This is a genomic window from Marinimicrobium agarilyticum DSM 16975 (assembly GCF_000423345.1).
Taxonomy (GTDB): Bacteria; Pseudomonadota; Gammaproteobacteria; order Pseudomonadales; family Cellvibrionaceae; genus Marinimicrobium; species Marinimicrobium agarilyticum.
Window position 1 is genome coordinate 298,259 of sequence record NZ_AUHU01000005.1, and the last position, 19,302, is coordinate 317,560.

Genomic DNA, 19,302 nt, shown 5'->3' on the forward strand with positions numbered 1-19,302 from the left:
TCATTCGAGCCGTTTGCTTCAGTGAATATGAGCCTTTTTCGGCTTGTGTGCTTATTCATACCACCAAAACAGGAAGCGAACGGTTATGAAGATCAACACTCTATCCATTGTTATCGGCACGCTATGCACTGGCATGGTAGCCGCTAATGCGCTGGCCTCCAGCCATCGGGAAGCGCCGAACATTACCCGCATGCCCGCCGTCGACTCTACGGACTTTTACGCCTTCAACAGCTATGAAGAAGGGCGCGGTGATTACGTAACATTGATCGCCAACTACCTACCCTTGCAAGATGCCTACGGCGGTCCCAACTACTTTGCGCTGGACCCGTCTGCTGTATACAGCATCCATATCGACAACGATGGCGATGCCGTAGAAGACATCACCTACCAATTTCGTTTCAATCAGTCTCTGCCTGGAGAAACCGGTGTTGCGCTGACGATTGGCCCGGAAGGCAATACCCGCGAGGTGGCTATACCTCTGAAAAACGTGGGCGGAATTTCCGCTGCTGACCAAGCGAATGCCAATTTCATAGAAACCTATGAGCTGACCGTTGTGGAGGGTGACCGACGCACCGGTACGGCAATGAATGTTCAGAATGCGCAGATGGGCGGCACGACCTTTGAAAAGCCGCTGGACTTCATCGGCACCAAGACCTTCAGCTCCCGCGAGGGCTATGCCGAGTACGCCAATAGCTTCATTCATGAAGTGGCGTTGCCCAACTGTGAAACGAATGGTCGAGTGTTTGTGGGCCAGCGTAAAGATCCCTTTGCCGTCAACCTGGGCAATACCTTCGATCTGGTGAACTATGTGCCCATTGAAGGCGACAGCGCTCGTGGTGCGGGCGATGGAGAAGGCTTCCCGGGTGGTATTACGCAGAACATGAATAATGACGATCTGCGTCATAAAAACGTGACTGCTTTGTCTCTGGAAATCCCGAAAAGCTGTGTGACTGGCGATGGCAATGGCACCATCGGCGCCTGGACCACCGCGAGTCTACCGCAAGCTCGTATTCTCAATCCGGATGCCAGTTTCAACAACACCGAAGTGAATGGTGGTGCGCTGACTCAGGTGTCCCGTCTCGGGAACCCGTTGGTCAATGAGTTGGTGATCGGCCTGAAAGACAAAGACCGCTTCTCCAGCGCTGAGCCCAAAGACGACATTCAGTTCGCGGATTACGTGACTCATCCGAGTCTGCCCGAGCTGCTGAATATCCTCTTCAAGGATGCCGTCAATCAGACTCTGGGCACCAATATGGACACCCTCGCGCCCACCAACTTCCCGCGCAATGACCTGTTGACTGCGTTCCTGACCGGCTTTGAAGGTGTCAACCAACTGGCCGCAGTGACCCCCTCGGAAATGCTGCGTCTGAACACCGGTATTGCGGCGAAACCGGCGGCCGAGCAGTCTGCCTTCGGTGTGGCCGGTGATGACCTGGCCGGGTTTCCGAACGGGCGCCGTCCCGGTGACGACGTGGTCGACATCGCGCTGCGCGTTGTGATGGGACGTCTGTGCTACCCGATTCCGGTCAATGGAGAAGCAACGGATCTGGGTCTGTGTCAGCCGGAAGACGCCAATGTGGGCGAGGTGGCCTTTACCGACGGCGCCCCGGTGGATGCCGGAATGATGAACGTGGCCTTCCCCTACCTGGCTGAGCCGGTCCCCGGTTCTGAATAAGGAGAGCATCATGAAATCGATGAATCTTTTGATAACGGCAACGTGTGGGTTGCTGGTGATTGGTTGCGGAAGCGATGACAACTATCCGGACATAAAAGATCCGGGTGGTAATGCGGCTCCCACGGCCAGTGACGCCAGCTTTACCACTCAGACAGACACCGAGCTGACGGGCGAGTTGATGGCAATGGACGACGATGGCGATGATTTGACCTTCGCCCTGGTCGATCAGGCAACCAACGGTACCGTGACAGTGGAAGATGGCGGTATGTTCTTCTATCAGCCCAATGCCACGGTGACAGGGAGTGACAGCTTTACCTTTGAAGTGTCTGACGGAGAAGCCACGTCCAGTGTCGCCGTGGTCGATATTACGGTCGAGGCGTTGGAAGTGTCGTTCAGCACCTACAGTCGGCAGGCATTCGAACAGCAGCCGACGGATGAGCCGTTGCCGGTCAATGGTCGGGCGTTTGAGCAGGATGTGACGCAGCCGGATGCTTACGACGACCTGCTGATGCAGTAAAGATGCGCGCGCGGTAGGCCAGGGAGGCCTATCGCGCTTTTCGGTTCTGGTGAATGGGTAATGTGAATGAAAGTCAGCATTATAGTGAGTGTATTGGTCACACTGAGCTGTTCCGTCAATGCGAGCCCTGAAACTCCTCAGTCGCGAGACGATGTGGTGGCCCGTTGGGAGCCTCGCCAAGATCAAACAATGAGCGTGCTCCAAAGCCGGTGGGCGGAGCAGCCCGGGGCAATGCTGGAGCAGGTTCAGAGAATGCTCGACCGGGCATCGCGTCCCGGCTATGCCCACTTGTATGGACAGGCAGAGAAGCAGTTATCCGTCCCGGTACATAATGACAGTGAGCGCATGCTCGTATGGTTGCTCTGGGCGGAGGTTGAGCAACATCAACACAATTTTGATTCGGCTCTGTCGGCATTGGGTCGGGTGTTTGAGAGCGACTCCACCCATGTGGAGGCCAGACTGATGGCGGCCCGTATTCGTTTGATACAGGGTGAGTACGAACAGGCGCGTCAGCATTGCCTGGCTCTGATCGGGAACACCGATCTGTTGACGGCCAGTATCTGCGCGTTGGAGGTGGCCAGCTACCGGGGCTCGCTCAAGAGCAGCTATCAACAGCTCACGGCGCTGGTGGCGCGCCAAGGGGTTCCCGAAGACGCGCGCGGCGCCTGGGTGGTTCAGATGCTGGCGGATATGGCCCTTCGCCTGGAGCAAGCTGAAGAGGCGGCGCACTGGCTGGATCAGCGCTTTTCCAATGCCAATGTCAGCTACTTGCTACAGTGGGCCGATGCGCAACTCGCACTGGCTCAATTCGAGGTCGTCATGCGGCGGTTGGAACCTATTGTGGACGCAGCACCGGCTGTGGATGACAGTTTGGCACTGCGGCTGGCGCTAGCGGAAAAGGCGCTGGAGGGGCGTAAGTGGCAGGATTACATTGCCTCCAGAATGACGTTGCGGGTGCAGCGTGAAGATACCGAACACGCCGCGGATTTGGCCCGATACTATCTTCATTTGGAGCCAAACCCCGAAAAAGCGTTGCACTGGGCGGAGGTTAACTGGGAGTCCGCGCGCGAGCATGCAGATCGCCAATTGTTATTGCAAGCACGAAATGGGGTAAAGAAACCATCCCCGGACGGGGAGAGTGAATGATGCGCTACCTCTGTTTGCTTGTTCTTGTCAGTTTGGCCAGCACCGCGCAAGCGCATCAACTCAGTACCGCATATCTGGATGCGACGGTGGATTCCACCGGTCAGGTTGAGTTGCAGTGGCAAGCGCGCTTTTACGATTGGGAGCGAGCGGTGGGGCTCGACCAGGATCGTAATGGTGAACTCCAGTGGGGAGAAGTGCTCAATGGTGCCGAGCGCTTGGAGCAATACGCCCAACAGAACCTGATAGTGGCGCGAGGCGACCACAAGTGCCAACTGGCGTTTAGCGGTCCCTGGAAAACGGAACAACACTTTCGTGAGGGTTACCTGGTTTTACCGATGCGGGCGCAGTGCCCACTGGCCGGTGAGCTCACGCTTCGCTACCATGCCTTTTTTGAACAGCAACGGGATCACAAACTGATCGTGACGGTTGATCATGAGGGCGCTGAAAGGCCAGGCTCAGCCCACACCCGGCTGATACATGAAGACCAACCGTTGATCGCCGTGTCCGACGCCGGTGGCAGTTTACTAAAAACGGTCGTGGAGTTTGTGAAAGAAGGCGTCATTCACATATGGATTGGCCTCGATCATATTCTTTTTTTGCTGTCGTTATTGTTGACCTGCGTTCTGGTTCGTCGCCGTGGAGCGTGGCAATCCGAAAGCAATACACGACGTGTGGTCTCTAACACATTCTGGGTGGTAACGGCTTTTACCCTGGCGCACTCGGTGACTTTGACTGCCACGGCGCTGGGATGGGTAACCCCGAGTAGTCAATGGGTTGAAGTTGTGATCGCGGTCTCTGTCGCGCTTGCCGCGTTGAATAACCTTTATCCGATCATTCGGCGGCTCTCTTGGATGACTTTCGTGTTCGGACTGATTCACGGTTTCGGGTTTGCCGGTGTGCTCGGTGAGCTTGGCGTGCCGGCGGATCAGGCTGTGCCTTCAGTTCTGGCCTTCAACCTCGGCGTGGAAATCGGGCAACTGTCCATTGTGTTGTTGATTCTGCCTCTGCTGATGGCCGCACGAAACTATCGGTGGTATTCCAAAGTGGTAATGCCGGCACTGTCTTTGATAGTTGCGCTAGTGGCCATCCTGTGGGTGATTGAGCGAGTGTAAACCCCTTAAGGCGATGGCCTGAGCAATGGTTTTAGCACGGGCCAGACGTTATCCAGAATGAGCGGTTGCGCGTCCGCGTTGGGGTGAATGCCGTCTCGCTGCATCAGGCTCTGTCTGGTGGCGATGCCCTCCAGCATAAAGGGAACCAAGGGCAGAGCCTTTTCCTCGGCCAAGGCGGGATAGACGGCGGTGAACTGGTCCGTATAGCGGCGTCCATAATTCGGTGGAATCTGTATTCCGAGTACCAGCACTTTGGCACCTGCCTCCCGACTGAGAGCGACGGCGTCCTCAAGGTTGCTGCGCATCTCATCAACGGGGTAACCGCGCAGGCCGTCGTTGCCGCCCAGCTCCAGAATCACCCACTCCGGCTGGTGCGCCTCCAGTAGTCGGGGCAGGCGCTTCAGTCCGCCCTCGGTGGTTTCCCCGCTGACACTGGCATTGACCACCTGGTGAGGAAAACCCTCGCGCTCCAGGCGACGCTCCAGCAGCTCGACCCAACCGTCTTCAACATCGATGCCGTAGCCGGCGCTGAGGCTGTCTCCCAATACCAGGATTTTCGGCGCTGTCTGGGCCGACGCGAAAGCGCTGGCGCTCAAAAGAAGCCACAGACAAAACCATCCCAAAAGCCGTTGCCGCATAATCAGTTACCTTTTCAGTCAGCGTTCAATGATAAAGTGCCGCTGATCGCGCGGACAGGGTATACCGTAAAGAATTGTGAACCGTTTTGACAGCCTCGGCCGTTGAAGGTGCAATAGCAGGCTTGATTCCTATTACTTGACTCGTATGAGTGGGCCGGAGATCCCGATGGATGCAAAATTGTTGGTAGAAGCGAGCGATGTTGGCAAGGTGGTTCCCACAGCAGAGGGCGATCTGACCATCCTGCAGCGCATTTCTCTGGCGGTGGCGGCGGGGGAGAGCCTGGCGATTACCGGCCCGTCCGGCTCGGGAAAATCCACCTTGCTGGGGATCCTGGCCGGATTGGACCTGCCCAGCTCTGGTGAGGTACGCCTCTGTGGGCAGACCTTGACGCGCCTGGACGAAGAGGGGCGGGCAAAGGTCAGGGCCGCCTCGGTCGGTTTTGTCTTTCAGTCCTTTCAATTGCTGCCGGGGCTTTCCGCCCTGGAAAACGTGATGTTGCCCCTGGAGCTTCACGGCAACCGCAACGCCCGCGCCGCCGCCAAGGAGTACCTCACCCGGGTCGGTCTGGCTGAACGCCTCAATCATTACCCTCAGCAGCTCTCCGGGGGCGAGCAGCAGCGAGTGGCCATCGCCCGCGCTTTTGCCAGCCAGCCAGAGGTGTTGTTTGCCGACGAACCTACCGGCAACCTCGATATCCACACCGGCGCCACCATTATTGATCTGCTCTTTGACCTCAATCGGGAGCAGGGTACCACGCTTATCCTGATTACCCACGAAGAGCGTCTGGCCCAGCGCTGCGGCCGGCGCATCCATCTGGTGGCGGGTGCCCTGGAAGACCAGCCGATGCCGGAAGAGGTCTGATTCATGCTCTCAGCACGATTATTGTGGCGCAACTGGCGCAGTGGAGAAGTGCGGCTTCTGAGTGTCGCGTTGGTGATGGCGGTCATGGTGGTGAGTGCCATCGCCATCTTCACCGACCGACTCGATGCCACTCTGGTGCAGCAGAGCAACAACCTGCTGGGCGCCGATCGGGTGGTTCGGGGCTCCGACCCTCATGACCCGGCCTGGGAGCAAGAGGCCGCTGATCAGGACTTGCGACAGAGCCGCCTGGTCGAGTTCTCCTCCATGGTCTACAAGGGTGATGCCATGCACCTGGCATCCATCAAGGCGGTCGATGAGGGGTATCCGCTTCGGGGCGTGGTGGAAACGACAGACAGGCCCTGGACGGCGGAGCCCCCTCAGGTCGCTCAGGGCATTCCCGCACCCGGGGAGGCCTGGGTCGATGCCCGGTTGTTGCCGCTGCTTGATATCGAGCTGGGGGATACCTTCGGTGTCGGCGATTATCAGTTGACCGCTTCCCGCGTGATGGTGCGCCAGCCTGACGGTGCCAGCTCCATTTTTATGACCGGTGGCCGTGTTCTGATGAACCTCTCCGACCTGGAGAAAACCGGTGTGGTGCAGCCGGGCAGCCGGGTAAGTTATCAATGGTTGCTGGCGGCAGACCGTCCCGCGCAGCTTGACGATTTTATGGCCTGGCTCGAGCCCAAGATGAGCGAGCACTACCGGGTCGTGGACATTGAATCCTCTCAGCGCCGGCTGGCTCAGACACTCGATCGAGGCAAACAGTTTCTGTTGCTGGCCGCCGTGGTGGGCGTGCTGCTCTCCGGTGTTGCGATAGGGCTGGCGGCGCGGCAGTTTGCCGACCGCCATGTGGATCAGGTCGCCCTGATGAAAAGTCTGGGCGCCGGTGCCGGGCGCATTCGCCGGTTATATTTCGGGCAGTTGATCATTCTCTCCGCCGTGGCGTCGGTTATCGGAATTGTGCTGGGGGAGGGCTTTCAGCGACTGGTGGCTTACGGTTTGTCTTCTTTTTTCGATTTGACTCTGGCGCCGCCCGGGTGGCTGGCCTATGTGCTGAGTCTGTTCAGCGGCCTGGTGTGCCTGATGTTTTTCGCGCTACCGGCGCTGTGGTTTCTGCCGGGCGTACCGCCTCTGAAAATTCTGCGGCGAGAGTTGACGGTCGATCGCGTGCAGGTCTGGACCCAGGTGGTACTGGCGCTATCGGCCGTAACCTTGCTGGTGGTGCTGTTCAGCCGGGACTGGGAGCTGGCCCTCAGCGTCGTGGCGGCGCTTCTGGTCGTCGTGGTACTGACTGCGGTACTCGGCCTGGCATTACTGCTGTTGAGCCGTCGACTGACCACCGGTGCGAGCAGTGTCTGGCGGTTGGCGGTGGCCAACCTGCAGCGCCGCCGTGGCCACAGCCTGGTGCAGATGGTGATTTTCTCGATCGCCATCATGTTGCTGATTACCCTGACGGTCGTGCGGACCTCGTTGGTGGAAGACTGGCGTCTGCAACTGCCGGAAGAAGCGCCCAACCACTTTCTGGTAAACGTCGCACCGGATGAGGTGGAAGACGTGCAGACCTTGCTCGATAGCAATCAGGTGGATCGACAGCCCCTGTATCCGATGGTGCGCGGTCGTCTGACCCACATTAACGATGAAGAGAAAAGCCGGGACCGGCTCAACCGGGAGGCCAACCTGACCTGGAGTGAGGCGCTGGGCGAGGATAACGAGATCGTCGCCGGCCAGTGGTGGGACCAGTGGCAGGGCAATGAGTTGCCCGGTGTATCCGTGGAGGCGGAATTGGCAGGCGAATTGGGCATCGAGCTTGGTGACCGTCTGCGGTTCTCGATCGGCGGTTTGACCGAGGAGGCCGTGGTGGCGAGCCTGCGTTCGCTGGACTGGCAATCGATGAACCCCAACTTCTTTTTTATCTTTGAGCCCGGAACGCTGGAGGATTACGCCGCCACTTACATTACCAGTGCCTATATTCCGGCGGAGCAGAAATCCCTGGTGAACGAGCTGATGCGCGAGCACCCGACCATTTTATTGATTGAGCTGGACCGGGTGTTTGACCAGATCCGCAGCGTCGTCACCCAGGTGACCAAGGGGATTCAGTTGGTCCTGGTGTTGACGGTCATCGGTGGGGCGCTGGTGCTTCTGGCGGCAGTCACCACCAGCCTGGACTCCCGTAAACAGGAAGCCGGTCTGTTGCGCGCTCTGGGCAGCCCCCGCCGATTGGTGGTGGGGAGTGTCTGGGCAGAGTTCTCCATCTTGGGTGGCTTGTCAGGGGTCATTGCCGTTATCGGTTCCGAAGCACTGCTGCTCAGCCTTCAACACTTTGTGCTCGAAATACCGATTCGCCCGCATTATCTGTTTTGGGTGTTGGGGCCCGTGCTCGGGGCGATTTTTGTCGGACTGCTCGGGGCTATTAGTTGCCGAAGTGCCGTCACCACGCCGCCGGCCGTGGTCTTGCGCGAAGCCACATAGAACCGAGCCTCTGTGCTCAGCTGGTCTATCAGACTATAATATAGTGATTGATCGTGCGGAGAGCCCAGGCTCTCCGTTTTTTATGGGATGGAGAAGCGTTTGAGTAATCAGCCAAAAAGCCGGGTGCTGGATAAGGGCCTCTGGGGGATGAGTGCCCCCATGCTGATAGACCAGGCGGTCACCTTCACCATCCCCTTGACCGATATGTTTTTCCTCAGCCGCATATCCGACAGTGCGGCGGCGGCCGTGGGCGCGGTGTCGCCGTTGGTGTTTGCTGGCAACACGCTGCTGATGGTGACCGCTTTTGCCGGTTCCAGCATCGCCAGCCAGCGCATTGGCGCCAACAGATACGATACCGCCAACGCCACCATCATGGCCTACGTGCTGCTGATCATCGGCCTGGCGGTGTTGACGGCACTGGCGATCAATACCGGCGGTGCTTTTGTCGCCGGTTGGATGCCTCTGTCCGACGCTATCGAAACCCATGCGGTGACCTACCTGGGAATCATCGGGTGGATGGTCGCCATCTGGGGCCTGCGGGCCTCTTACCAGACCATTCTGAACGTCTATGGTGACCCCAAGTGGAACACTGTCAGCAACTTCATCTTCTTCGGTGCGAACATTCTGGGAAACAGCATCGTGGTGTTCGGCCTGTTCGGGATCGAACCCATGGGCGTCGACGGCGTGGCCATGGCCAGCGTCGCCGCCATCGCCTGCAGCTTCCTGTTTACGGCGACCATCGTGCACTGGAAACTCAAGTTGCGGCTGCCGCTGAAGCAGGGCATCCGCGAATTCCGATCGCTGATCAAGCCCGTGCTTCGTATCGCCGCCCCGGCCAGCCTTGAGCCGGTTTCCTTCAACATGTACATGATCGTGCTCAACTGGATTGTGGCTGGAGTCGGGGACCTGGCGCTGAAGGTCAAAGTCTACGCGTTCAACACCTTCCTGTTCTGCCTGATGATCTCGGTGGCGCTGAGCATGGCCACGGAAGTGATCATCGCTCAGCGGGTCGGCCGCAACGAGTTTGATGAGGCCGACCGGCAAATGCGCCGAAGCGTCAAGATCGCTATCTGGGGCACCGGGTTGCTGGCACTGTTCTGGGTGATGTTTAACCAGCCGGTGTTGGGTATCTATACGGACGACCCGGCGATTCTGGCCTTTGGTTTCTGGGTCTTTGTGTTGGCATTCCTCTCGGAGCCGGCCCGTACGGTGAATATCGTGATGGGCGGCGCGTTGCGCTCCACCGGTGATGCGGCTTTTATTTCTTACACGACGATTGGGGTTATCTGGCTGTTCTCGGTTCCCCTGGCTTACATTCTGACGATTACGCTGGGGTGGGGAATCTATGGTGTAATGGTAGCGGCGATTGTGGATGAGTCGGTAAGAGCGGCCATCAAGTGGTGGCGCTGGCGTCAGGGCCACTGGAAGGAGTACGGTGTAGCGGCGCGGGAGGCCCGGGAGGTAAAAAGGCGCGCGATGAAGCAAACGTCCTAGCGCCTTTATTGTCTATACTGACAGAAGCAAAGTGGAATGAAGAATTTTAAGTGTTGGCACTGAGGGGCTCTGCACGGTGTAGCCTTCCGGGACCGTGGAGCGGGGGACCCGCGATTCGAGCCCCCAGGGACGGGTTTACGGCGTGTCCCGGAAGGCTACACCGTGCAGAGCCCCGGACCTCACTAATGCTCCAAACGCTACGTCAAGACACTAGCGATTTAACCAAACCAAAGAGGTGACTATGCCCCAGGAAAAAGTACGGAATCTGATTACCCAGATGCATGAGATGTATGGGAGTGAAGAGCCCAGTGAGCCGCAGAAGCGCCTCATGGAGCAGCTGGAGCTGCATACTCACCCCAAGGGGACCAAAGATCAGTATGGAGAGCCAGTGCCGCTGGATACGCTGGAGATGCTGGTGGAGGAGATGGCCGCCGAGCATCCCCGTACGGCTGGGGTGATGAGAGAGATTCTGGAAACACTGAAGAATATCGGGGTGTAGCTAGCCCGGTTGAAAGCGGATTGGAAAAGGCCCGCTACGGCGGGCCTTTTTTATTGTATAGGTGTTTGTGGCGGTTAGGCGGGCTAGCCGACCCAGGCGAAAGCGACGCCCGCCCGCTCTATGTAGAGGTATTCGACCTTCTCTGTCGCCGGGTGACAGGCGTGGCGGAAGTGGTGATGGTTCTGAGTAGACCCCATGTATTCCCAGGCCTGACCGGAAAATTCACAGATCGGGTCGCCGCTGTTCAAGCGCTCGTCGGCGAGTTGATCCCACATGGTTTCCCACTCGGGATCGGTCATGCTGAGGTATTCCATGGCTGACACTCCGGTCATTTCGTTAATGACACTTTAATATCCTCACCTTTAATGTCAAATGTTATTTGTAAGTATTTGATATACCTATCAAAAAACAGACTTTGTTGTGCGGTCTATCACACTAATACCGGGGGCAGATTTTGCCGCTTTTGGTTAAGTGTTGGTCTTTATGCCAGAACAACGTTATAGTGATTGGAATGTTTGGGTGTGTGTTTTGAGGTGCTGAGCACGGGAGGCTAGAAAGCGTATGAACATTGGAGAGGCGGCTGAGCGTAGTGGTCTGAACAGTAAGACGATTCGTTATTATGAGAGTCTCGGTCTGGTGGAGCCGGATCGGGCGGAGAATGGTTATCGGGATTACAGTGAGCGGGATGTGGTTCAGCTTCGGTTCCTTCAGCATTGCCGGGCAGTGGGTTTTAATCTGGATGAGTGTCGGGAGTTGTTGGCGCTTTATCGGGATCCGAACCGTCGCAGTGCGGAGGTGAAGGCGTTGGTGTTGTCGCATGTGGCGCAGGTAGAGGCTCAGTTGGAGCAGCTTGAGACGATGCGTAGCACGTTGCTTTCCATGGCGGAGCAGTGCCCCGGGGATGATCACGCCGATTGCGCGATTATCGATAATCTGGCTCAGCCGATGCCTTTTAAGTTGGTCTAGGGGTTTCGGGGTTTCGGTGGAGGGTCAGTGGTGGGGTATACCGGTTGGAGACCCGCCGTGAATACATCCCTGTAGGCTTCTCATCGGCATCCATGCCTCAGAGAGTCTCCAACCGGTATACCCCACCACTGACCGGCACGTGTAGAGGTGCCTGCAAGCTTTACTAAAACACTTGGCGAAGGTGGTAGTCGAAACCACTGAGGCCGTAGGCGGGAGAACCTTCATACAAGACCGTTAATCGCGGGACACGTATTATCGAGCTACAGGGGTGTGCTTGCAGCGTGTCTTGTATGAAGGTTCTCCCGCCTACGGCCGGTCTCGATGCCACTAAAAACTTCTAACGAATCTGATAAACCCAGAATTTATTGAGTACGAAGGAGAATACCGGGACGGAAACCACCACGATGGAAAGCGTCACTCGAGAAGAAAGGGTTGTCCCACTTTCCAGTGCCCATAGCAGTGCCTCGCTGAATAGAAATGTCGATACTGATGCGACCACGAAGCGTTGCAGGGTCGCGCGGGTCAGCGTTACCCGGAAGGTCAATAGGCCGTGGCCGAAGTAGGAGACCGCCATCGCCGTTACGTAACCCATCAGGTTTGAGATATACACACTGATGCCCGCCACCTCGTGGGCCGACAGGGCGATCAGGTAATGGGTCAGCGTGGCGGCAGCGCCCACCACGCCGAAACAGAAGAGCTGTCTAAGAAGCATCCGATTCCTCAAAGCCCCACTTGGACGCTACCAGATAGATCGGGCGGTTTTTCACTTCTTTGTAGATCCGGCCCACATACTCTCCGAGCAAGCCCAGGAAAAACAACTGAATGCCGCCGAGGAACAGGATCACCACCATCGTCGAGGCGTAACCCGGAACGTCCACGCCCGTGGTCAAGGTTTTGATCACCACGATCACCGCATAAATGAAAGCGAAGAACGAGACCGTAATCCCCAGGTAGGTGCCGATTCGGATCGGGAAAGTGCTGAACGACGTGATGCCGCTCAAGGCGAAGTTCCACAGCTTCCAGTAGTTGAACTTGGTCTCCCCCTGGGCCCGTTCCTGACGGTCGAATTCGATTACCGTGTGGCGGAAGCCCGGCCAGCAGAACAGGCCTTTCATAAAGCGGTCTTTTTCCGGCAGCTGTTTGATCGCCTCCACGGCCCGACGATCCATCAGGCGGAAGTCGCCCACGTTTTCCGGGATGTGGATTTCGCTCATCTTGTTAAACAGCCGGTAGAACCAATGGGCGGTTTTGCGCTTCATCAGGCTGTCTGTGTCGCGAGAGGCGCGCTTGGCATAGACGACTTCGTACTCGCCGGTGCGCCACTTCTCCACCATCTCACCGATCAGCTCCGGCGGGTCCTGCAGGTCGGCGTCGATGGGCAACACCGCGTCGCCCCGGGCGTGGTCCAGGGCCGCGGTCATGGCCGCTTCCTTGCCGAAATTGCGGGTGAGGGAAATGACCCGGATTCGCGGGTTGCGTTCGGCGTGCCGCCTCAGGCGCTCGAGGGTGTCATCGGCAGAACCGTCGTTGACACAGATGATTTCATAGTCAATCGGCACCGCCTGCATGCAGTGCTCCAGAGTGTCGAAGAAGTGGTCGACCCCGTCGGATTCGTTGTACATCGGTGTCAGGATCGATAACAACTGAGTGTGCATACCATTGCTCCGGGTTGGGCGTTATTCGTTATTGGTGTCTCTGTCCGTGGCGGCTTTTTTATCCCTGAGGGAAAAGCCGCCCGCATTTTCCACCGTTTGGTGCCGATTTTACAGGGCCAGTTTGCCAGTTTGTGCAGTAGATCGCCATTTCCGGCTTCGTCGCAAGCCGCGTCGGCGCTGGCGGGAACGCCGGTATCTGCGTTAGAATGCGCGCCCTTGACCGAATTCATTTCATCGCCGGGACGGGCCCGGAACGGGCGCCGGACCTGGCGGAGCATTAGTGAGACTTTATGGAAATCAATCCGCTGCTGAATCAATTGAAAGACCTGGCTGAGCGCACCGATGTGCTTAGGGGGTATCTTTGACTACGCTCAGAAGAAAGAGCGTTTAACCGAAGTCGAACTGGAACTGGGCGAGCCCCAGGTCTGGGAAGATCCGGAGCGAGCACAGGCCCTGGGGAAAGAGCGCTCCTCTCTGGAGCTGGTGGTCAGTACCATCGAAGACCTGGACGTCGGTGTCAGTGACTGCCGCGAGCTGCTCGATATGGCGGCCGAGGAGGAGGACGACGATGCGGCCGGGGATGTCGCACGCGAAATCGACCGACTCGACGAGCAGCTCCAGGTGCTGGAATTCCGCCGCATGTTCTCTGGCGAAATGGATGAAAACAACGCCTACCTGGATATCCAGTCGGGCTCCGGCGGTACCGAAGCCCAGGACTGGGCGGAAATGGTGCTGCGCATGTACCTGCGCTGGGGCGAACACAAGGGCTTCAAGACCACGCTGGAAGAAGTGTCCGCGGGCGAAGTCGCGGGCATCAAAAGTGCCACCATCCGGTTTGAAGGCGAATACGCCTTCGGTTGGCTGAGAACCGAAACCGGCGTCCACCGGCTGGTGCGGAAGTCGCCGTTTGACTCGGGCAACCGCCGGCACACCTCTTTCTGCTCAGTGTTTGTCTCGCCGGAAATCGATGAAAACATCGAGATTGATATCAACCCGTCCGACCTGCGCACCGATACCTATCGCGCCAGCGGGGCCGGTGGTCAGCACGTGAACAAAACCGACTCGGCGGTGCGCATCACCCACGTGCCCACCGGCATCGTGGTGAGCTGCCAGAGCGAGCGCTCCCAGCACCAGAACCGGGACCGGGCCATGAATATGCTCCGGGCCAAGATGTACGAGCAGGAAATCCTCAAGCGCAGTGCCGAAAAGCAGGCCATGGAAGATAACAAGGCCGACATCGGCTGGGGCAGCCAGATTCGCTCCTATGTGCTTGATGACCAACGCATCAAGGACCTGCGCACCAGCGTGCAGACCAGCAACTGTCAGAACGTGCTGGACGGTTCGCTGGACCAGTTCATCGTCGCCAGTTTGAAAGCGGGCCTGTGATCCAGGCCCTTTCCAATCACCCGCAACCGTTAGAGATGCCATGAGCAAGCCCAACGCCCCCCAGGACGAAAACAGCCTGATTGCCGAGCGCCGCGCCAAACTGTCGGCCATTCGCGAGAAAGGTAATCCCTTTCCCAACGATTTCCGCCGGGAAAACACCTGCGCCGCGCTGCAGGCCGAACACCGCGACCAGTCCAAAGAGGACCTGGAAACCGCCGGTTTTGTCGCCAGCGTGGCCGGCCGCATCATGGCCAAACGCGGGCCCTTCATGGTACTGCAGGACGCCTCCGGCACCGTGCAGCTTTATGCGGACAAGGATACCCAGAAAACCATCAAGGAGACCTGGGGCCAGTGGGATATCGGCGATATCGTCGGCGCCCGTGGCACTCTGCATCGCTCCGGTCGGGGTGATCTCTACGTGAAAATGGAGCAGTACAAGCTGCTGACCAAATCCTTGCGGCCGTTGCCGGAGAAATACCACGGCCTGCACGATCAGGAACAGCGCTATCGCCAGCGCTATGTGGACCTGATCGTGAACCCCGAGGTGCGCGACACTTTCCGTCTGCGCTCCCAGTGCATCGACTATATCCGGCGCTACCTCAATGGCCGGGAGTTCATGGAAGTCGAAACGCCCATGTTGCAGGTCATTCCCGGTGGCGCCACGGCCCGGCCCTTCATTACCCATCACAATGCGCTGGATATTGATATGTACCTGCGCATCGCGCCGGAACTGTACCTCAAGCGGCTGGTGGTGGGCGGTTTTGAGCGGGTTTACGAGATCAACCGCAACTTCCGCAACGAAGGGCTCTCCACCCGGCACAACCCCGAATTCACCATGCTCGAGTTCTACCAGGCCTACGCCGACTTCAACGACCTGATGGATTTGACTGAAGACATGTTGCGCGGCCTTTGTCAGCAGGTCATGGGCTCTACCATGGTCCCGTATCAGGACAGCGAATACGACTTCGGCAAACCGTTTCGTCGCGTGACGGTCTTCGACAGTATTCTCGAATACAACCCGGCCCTGAAGGCCGAGCAGATCAGTACTCTGGAAGAGGCCCGCCGGGTCGCCGAAGGGCTCAAGATTCCGCTGAAGGATTCCTGGGGCCTGGGCAAAGTCCAGATCGAGATTTTTGAGGAAACGGTGGAGCACAAGCTGGATCAGCCCACCTTCATCACTGAATACCCCACGGAAGTCTCACCGCTGGCACGTCGTCTTGACGCCAAGCCGGACGTGACCGAACGGTTTGAATTCTTTGTCGGCGGGCGTGAGCTGGCCAACGGTTTCTCGGAGTTGAATGATGCCGAGGACCAGGCCGAACGTTTCCTTGAGCAGGTGCGCGAGAAGGACGCTGGCGACAACGAAGCCATGCACTACGATGCCGACTACATCCGGGCACTGGAATACGGCCTGCCGCCCACGGCCGGGGAGGGCATAGGTATCGATCGGCTGGTCATGCTGTTCGCCAACGCCGCCTCCATTCGCGATGTGCTGTTGTTCCCGCACATGCGCCCGGAACATTCGTAATCACCAGGCCCTGAGAGAGCGATCGCTATGAATACCATTGACGTCACGATGGATAACGCCCAGCAGTACGTTATCGACGAATCTTTCAAGCGCCCCGTGCTGGTGGACTTCTGGGCCGACTGGTGTGGCCCCTGCAAGACCCTGATGCCCATTCTTGAGAAACTGGCTGAAGAGTACAACGGCCAGATCCTCCTGGCGCGTATTAATGCCGATGACCAGCAGATGCTTGCGAGTCAGTTCGGCGTGCGCAGCCTGCCCACGGTGATGCTGATCAAGGACGGCCAGCCGCTCGATGGTTTCACCGGCGCCCAATCGGAAGTGCAGGTACGCCAGATGCTGGAGCAGCATCTGCCCAAAGCGTGGGAGCAGGAACTGAGCCAGGCCCAGGCACTGCTGGAGTCCGGGGACTACAGCGCCGCTCTGCCGTTGCTGCAACGCGTCTATGAAGAGTCCGGACGACAGCCCCAGGTCGCCTGCCTGGTCGCCAGCGCCCAACTGGAGCTCAATCGGGTGGATGACGCCCAGGCGATGCTCGATACCGTGAAGTTGGCGGATCAGGACACTCTATATCAGCAGGTCAAAGCCAAACTGGAGCTGAAGCAGCAGGCGGCGAAAACGCCTGAAATCGAATCCCTCGAGCGGGAGCTGGAAGGCCAGCCCGACAGCCTGGAGCTGAGTTACAAGCTCGCGGTTCAGTATAACCAGGAAGGGTATCAGGGGCAGGCGTTGGAGCTGTTGATCAAAATTCTGCAGAAAGACCTGGGTTACGCCGAGGGCGCCGCCCGTAAAACCCTGACTGATATTCTTGCCGCCCTGGGCAAAGGGGACCCGCTCGCCATTGAGTATCAGCGCAAGCTGTTTACGTTGTTGTATTGAGTGAGGTGAGGGGCGCGGAAAGGGACTTAGCTTGCCCACCCAGCCGACCCGACTGGGTGGGCACAAGCCGTACTGCTTTTGTGTGTACTGCCTTGTGTCTCTATGAACTGCCTTGTGTTGGTATCTTTTGTTGTTTTAACTTCTCAATAGACCGAAAAATTGCCGATTTTTCAGGCCCCGGGGCGTGGGATTCGCCCTCAAGGTTCAATTACTATAGAATAAATTGACAGCGCTGTCACCCGGTTTGAGCGAAAATTTTGGCGGTTTTTTCCAGATCCGCGCCACGCAAGGGCTGGAAGCAGGAAGGGGCGTCTCTGACGGCCTCCGGCTTGCGTTTCCGGCCGCTTTTTCGGATAGTGCGCACACCAATAACAGCAGCGGAGCACGCCGTGACCAAAGCCACCATCGATAATGTCGCCGCTCTGGCTGGCGTCTCCATCAAAACCGTATCCCGGGTGGTCAACAAGGAACCGAACGTTCGCCAAAGCACGCGCGACAAGGTCCTCAAGGCCATTACCGAGCTTGATTACCGCCCCAATCTTTCCGCCCGTAGCCTGGCGGGGAATCGTTCGTTCGTCATTGGGTTGCTGTATGACAACCCCAGCGCCAACTACGTGATCGATGTTCAGGATGGCGTGCTGTCGACCTGCCGCTCTCAGGGCTACGATGTGCTGATTCACCCCTGCAACCACCAGGACCCGGATGTGGCCCGCGAAGTCTGGGATTTGATCCGCCAGACCCGTATCGACGGGGTGATTCTGACGCCGCCGCTCTCGGATGTTGAGCCCATACTGGATATTCTGATGGAGCGCCAATTGCCGTTCGTGCGGATCGCCCCCACCGTCAGAAAAGGGTTGTCTCCCTATGTGGAAACCAACGATGCCGAGGCGGCGTATGACATGACCTGTGAGCTTATCGCCCTTGGTCACCAGCGGATCGGGTTTATCGCCGGCCACCCGGACCACAAGGCGGTGACGCACCGGTTCGAGGGGTACCGGGCGGCACTGGTGGAGAATGATATTGCGTTGGATGAGTCGCTGCTGGTACAGGGGTACAACTCGTTTGAATCGGGGGAGGAGGCGGCTCGGGCATTGTTGGCCCTGGAGTCGAAACCCTCTGCCATTTTTGCGGCCAACGATGACATGGCTGCCGGCGTCATGATGGTGGCCCACCAGGCGGGTCTGGAAATTCCCGGAGACCTTTCCGTGGCTGGGTTTGACGACACGCCCGTCGCCCACCAGATCTGGCCCTCCCTGACCACCGTCCGCCAGCCCATTCAGGCCATGGCTCAAAAGGCGACTGACCTGCTGCTTAAGCAGTTGAAGGGCAAAGACGTACAGCTGCCAGCGAGTATGCTCAGCTCAAGCCTGATTCGTCGGGATTCAACCGGCCCGGCGCTCCGCTGACAGAGAAGGGGTGTTATCCATCAGCCAGGCGGCGGTGCCGATCAGGGCGGCCTTGTCGTGCATAATGATATTCAGGGGGATGCGGCCGACGTAGTCGGACATCGGGCCCTTGTCGCGGTAGCGGTTCACCAGCTCGGTGCCTTCGATGTAGTCGGCAATTTTGGGGGCGATGCCACCACCCAGGAACACGCCACCCTGGGCTCCCAGGCACAACGTCCGGTCTCCGACCGCGCTGCCGAGCATGGCACAGAACATGTCCAGACTTTCCTTGCAGAGCGGGTCCGCGCCACTTTGCCCCTTTTCGTTGATATCCGCTGGTTCGTAGTCCTCCGGTGCGACGCCGTCGATCTCCGCCAGGGCCCGATAGATTCTTACCAGGCCCTTGCCACAGATCAGTGTTTCCACTGAGACATGCGCCTGCTGTTTCAGCAGGGACTGAAGAACGGCGATTTCACGCTCGTTACCGGGGGCGAAATTGGTGTGGCCGCCCTCGGTGGCGAGAATCTTCCAGCGGCCGTTGCAGGGCACCAGGGCCGCCATACCGAAGCCGGTTCCCGGGCCGAGAATCAGCATGGCGGCGTCCGGGTTGACCGTTCCCTTGACGAGGGGACGCAGCATCTCCGGCTTCAGGTGCGGCGTTGCGTAGGCGAGGGCGGCAAAATCGTTGATCACATCCAGGGCCTTCATGCCCAGCGTCTCGCGCAACTCCTCAATGCCGAACTCCCAGGCGAGGTTGGTCATGCGAACGCGCCCGTCGTGAATCGGACCGGCAATGGCCAGGCAAGCGTAGTCGGGGAGGGGGATCCCGGCTTTGTCAGCGTAGGCTCGGATCATTTGATCAATGCCGGGGTAATCGGCGCACCGTAAGCTGTGCTGTTCCGTGGCGGTAAAGTCGGGCGGCGTTGTGCGAGCCGAGTCAATGCCCACCAGACCGAAGCGGGCGTTGGTACCACCGATATCCGCAACCAGAATAAAGCTCATAGAGTTCCCCGCTTGTTTTGCTGTGTTCTGTTGTACGCCAGACCGGCTTTATCAGTATCGCACCGGTTCTTCAGAGTAAAAAGTCGGGTGAG

Annotated in this window: 17 protein-coding genes and 1 pseudogene; 13 read left to right on the top strand and 5 right to left on the bottom strand. The window is 58.3% G+C overall.

Going from position 1 to position 19,302, the window contains the following annotated elements:
• Positions 1–85: 85 nt before the first annotated feature.
• The 4 genes from G547_RS0106550 to G547_RS0106565 all read left to right on the top strand — a co-directional run bounded on the left by G547_RS0106550 (position 86) and on the right by G547_RS0106565 (position 4,450).
• Entirely contained in the window at positions 86–1,675 is a 1,590-nt protein-coding gene (locus tag G547_RS0106550) for a DUF4331 domain-containing protein (RefSeq protein ID WP_027329158.1), read from the top strand.
• Between the two features lie 10 nt (positions 1,676–1,685).
• The gene (locus G547_RS0106555; RefSeq protein ID WP_036187416.1) at positions 1,686–2,192 is read left to right on the top strand and encodes an Ig-like domain-containing protein; all 507 of its coding nucleotides are present in this window, start codon (positions 1,686–1,688) and stop codon (positions 2,190–2,192) included.
• 189 nt (positions 2,193–2,381) lie between these two features.
• Positions 2,382–3,338, top strand: coding sequence for a tetratricopeptide repeat protein (locus G547_RS0106560; protein WP_157209806.1), 957 nt, complete (start codon positions 2,382–2,384; stop codon positions 3,336–3,338).
• Positions 3,335–4,450 (top strand): HupE/UreJ family protein, encoded by a 1,116-nt coding sequence (locus G547_RS0106565; protein ID WP_027329161.1) that lies wholly within the window; start codon positions 3,335–3,337, stop codon positions 4,448–4,450. The genes G547_RS0106560 and G547_RS0106565 overlap by 4 nt, the downstream gene beginning before the upstream one ends.
• A 5-nt stretch (positions 4,451–4,455) precedes the next feature.
• Here the strand turns inward: G547_RS0106565 and G547_RS0106570 are convergent, their stop codons facing one another.
• Positions 4,456–5,088: an arylesterase gene (locus tag G547_RS0106570; protein ID WP_036187419.1), complete on the bottom strand. Its 633-nt coding sequence runs from the start codon at positions 5,086–5,088 to the stop codon at positions 4,456–4,458.
• A gap of 166 nt (positions 5,089–5,254) precedes the next feature.
• On the opposite strand from G547_RS0106570, the gene G547_RS0106575 reads away from it, so the two are divergent.
• The 4 genes from G547_RS0106575 (at position 5,255) to G547_RS20435 (ending at position 10,412) form a co-directional block, all read left to right on the top strand.
• Entirely contained in the window at positions 5,255–5,950 is a 696-nt protein-coding gene (locus G547_RS0106575) for an ABC transporter ATP-binding protein (protein WP_027329163.1), read from the top strand.
• 3 nt (positions 5,951–5,953) lie between these two features.
• Positions 5,954–8,419, top strand: coding sequence for an ABC transporter permease (locus G547_RS0106580; protein WP_027329164.1), 2,466 nt, complete (start codon positions 5,954–5,956; stop codon positions 8,417–8,419).
• Between the two features lie 99 nt (positions 8,420–8,518).
• On the top strand, positions 8,519–9,913 hold the full coding sequence (locus G547_RS20430) for an MATE family efflux transporter (RefSeq protein ID WP_245573386.1): 1,395 nt from the start codon (positions 8,519–8,521) through the stop codon (positions 9,911–9,913).
• 241 nt (positions 9,914–10,154) lie between these two features.
• Positions 10,155–10,412: a DUF4404 family protein gene (locus tag G547_RS20435; protein ID WP_036187422.1), complete on the top strand. Its 258-nt coding sequence runs from the start codon at positions 10,155–10,157 to the stop codon at positions 10,410–10,412.
• Positions 10,413–10,495: 83 nt separating this feature from the next.
• On the opposite strand, the gene G547_RS0106595 is transcribed toward G547_RS20435, so the two are convergent.
• Positions 10,496–10,726 carry a hypothetical protein gene (locus tag G547_RS0106595; protein ID WP_027329165.1) on the bottom strand — a complete coding sequence of 77 codons (231 nt, stop codon included), beginning with the start codon at positions 10,724–10,726 and terminating at the stop codon, positions 10,496–10,498.
• Positions 10,727–10,973: 247 nt separating this feature from the next.
• Here G547_RS0106595 and cueR point away from each other — a divergent pair, with 247 nt between their 5' ends.
• On the top strand, positions 10,974–11,378 hold the full coding sequence (cueR, locus tag G547_RS0106600) for a Cu(I)-responsive transcriptional regulator (RefSeq protein WP_027329166.1): 405 nt from the start codon (positions 10,974–10,976) through the stop codon (positions 11,376–11,378).
• 337 nt (positions 11,379–11,715) lie between these two features.
• Here the strand turns inward: cueR and G547_RS0106605 are convergent, their stop codons facing one another.
• On the bottom strand, positions 11,716–12,090 hold the full coding sequence (locus G547_RS0106605; RefSeq protein WP_036187425.1) for a GtrA family protein: 375 nt from the start codon (positions 12,088–12,090) through the stop codon (positions 11,716–11,718).
• Entirely contained in the window at positions 12,080–13,033 is a 954-nt protein-coding gene (locus G547_RS0106610) for a glycosyltransferase family 2 protein (RefSeq protein ID WP_027329168.1), read from the bottom strand. Before G547_RS0106610 ends, G547_RS0106605 begins: the two co-directional genes overlap by 11 nt.
• Positions 13,034–13,323: 290 nt before the next feature.
• Between G547_RS0106610 and prfB the strand changes: the two genes are divergently transcribed.
• The 4 genes from prfB to G547_RS0106630 all read left to right on the top strand — a co-directional run bounded on the left by prfB (position 13,324) and on the right by G547_RS0106630 (position 18,229).
• Positions 13,324–14,419, top strand: a protein-coding gene (prfB, locus tag G547_RS0106615) for a peptide chain release factor 2 (RefSeq protein ID WP_157209807.1) whose coding sequence is annotated in 2 segments (ribosomal slippage) — positions 13,324–13,395 and positions 13,397–14,419 — 1,095 coding nt in all. Because the reading frame shifts where the segments join, the coding sequence is not laid out codon by codon here.
• Between the two features lie 40 nt (positions 14,420–14,459).
• Positions 14,460–15,947: a lysine--tRNA ligase gene (gene lysS, locus G547_RS0106620; protein ID WP_027329170.1), complete on the top strand. Its 1,488-nt coding sequence runs from the start codon at positions 14,460–14,462 to the stop codon at positions 15,945–15,947.
• A 21-nt stretch (positions 15,948–15,968) separates the two neighbouring features.
• On the top strand, positions 15,969–16,823 hold the full coding sequence (trxA, locus tag G547_RS0106625; protein WP_281167758.1) for a thioredoxin: 855 nt from the start codon (positions 15,969–15,971) through the stop codon (positions 16,821–16,823).
• Positions 16,824–17,212: 389 nt separating this feature from the next.
• Entirely contained in the window at positions 17,213–18,229 is a 1,017-nt protein-coding gene (locus tag G547_RS0106630) for a LacI family DNA-binding transcriptional regulator (RefSeq protein WP_036187428.1), read from the top strand.
• Here G547_RS0106630 and glk read toward each other — a convergent pair.
• Positions 18,206–19,222: pseudogene (glk, locus tag G547_RS0106635) on the bottom strand (glucokinase); the annotation flags it as partial. The gene G547_RS0106630 and the pseudogene glk overlap by 24 nt on opposite strands.
• Positions 19,223–19,302: the final 80 nt, after the last annotated feature.

Coding starts and splice junctions, on each gene's coding strand:
- G547_RS0106550 (WP_027329158.1), top strand. CDS start 86: ATGAAGATCAACACTCTATCCATTGTTATCGGCACGCTATGCACTGGC.
- G547_RS0106555 (WP_036187416.1), top strand. CDS start 1,686: ATGAAATCGATGAATCTTTTGATAACGGCAACGTGTGGGTTGCTGGTG.
- G547_RS0106560 (WP_157209806.1), top strand. CDS start 2,382: ATGAGCGTGCTCCAAAGCCGGTGGGCGGAGCAGCCCGGGGCAATGCTG.
- G547_RS0106565 (WP_027329161.1), top strand. CDS start 3,335: ATGATGCGCTACCTCTGTTTGCTTGTTCTTGTCAGTTTGGCCAGCACC.
- G547_RS0106570 (WP_036187419.1), bottom strand. CDS start 5,088: ATGCGGCAACGGCTTTTGGGATGGTTTTGTCTGTGGCTTCTTTTGAGC.
- G547_RS0106575 (WP_027329163.1), top strand. CDS start 5,255: ATGGATGCAAAATTGTTGGTAGAAGCGAGCGATGTTGGCAAGGTGGTT.
- G547_RS0106580 (WP_027329164.1), top strand. CDS start 5,954: ATGCTCTCAGCACGATTATTGTGGCGCAACTGGCGCAGTGGAGAAGTG.
- G547_RS20435 (WP_036187422.1), top strand. CDS start 10,155: ATGCCCCAGGAAAAAGTACGGAATCTGATTACCCAGATGCATGAGATG.
- G547_RS0106595 (WP_027329165.1), bottom strand. CDS start 10,726: ATGGAATACCTCAGCATGACCGATCCCGAGTGGGAAACCATGTGGGAT.
- cueR (WP_027329166.1), top strand. CDS start 10,974: ATGAACATTGGAGAGGCGGCTGAGCGTAGTGGTCTGAACAGTAAGACG.
- G547_RS0106605 (WP_036187425.1), bottom strand. CDS start 12,090: ATGCTTCTTAGACAGCTCTTCTGTTTCGGCGTGGTGGGCGCTGCCGCC.
- G547_RS0106610 (WP_027329168.1), bottom strand. CDS start 13,033: ATGCACACTCAGTTGTTATCGATCCTGACACCGATGTACAACGAATCC.
- lysS (WP_027329170.1), top strand. CDS start 14,460: ATGAGCAAGCCCAACGCCCCCCAGGACGAAAACAGCCTGATTGCCGAG.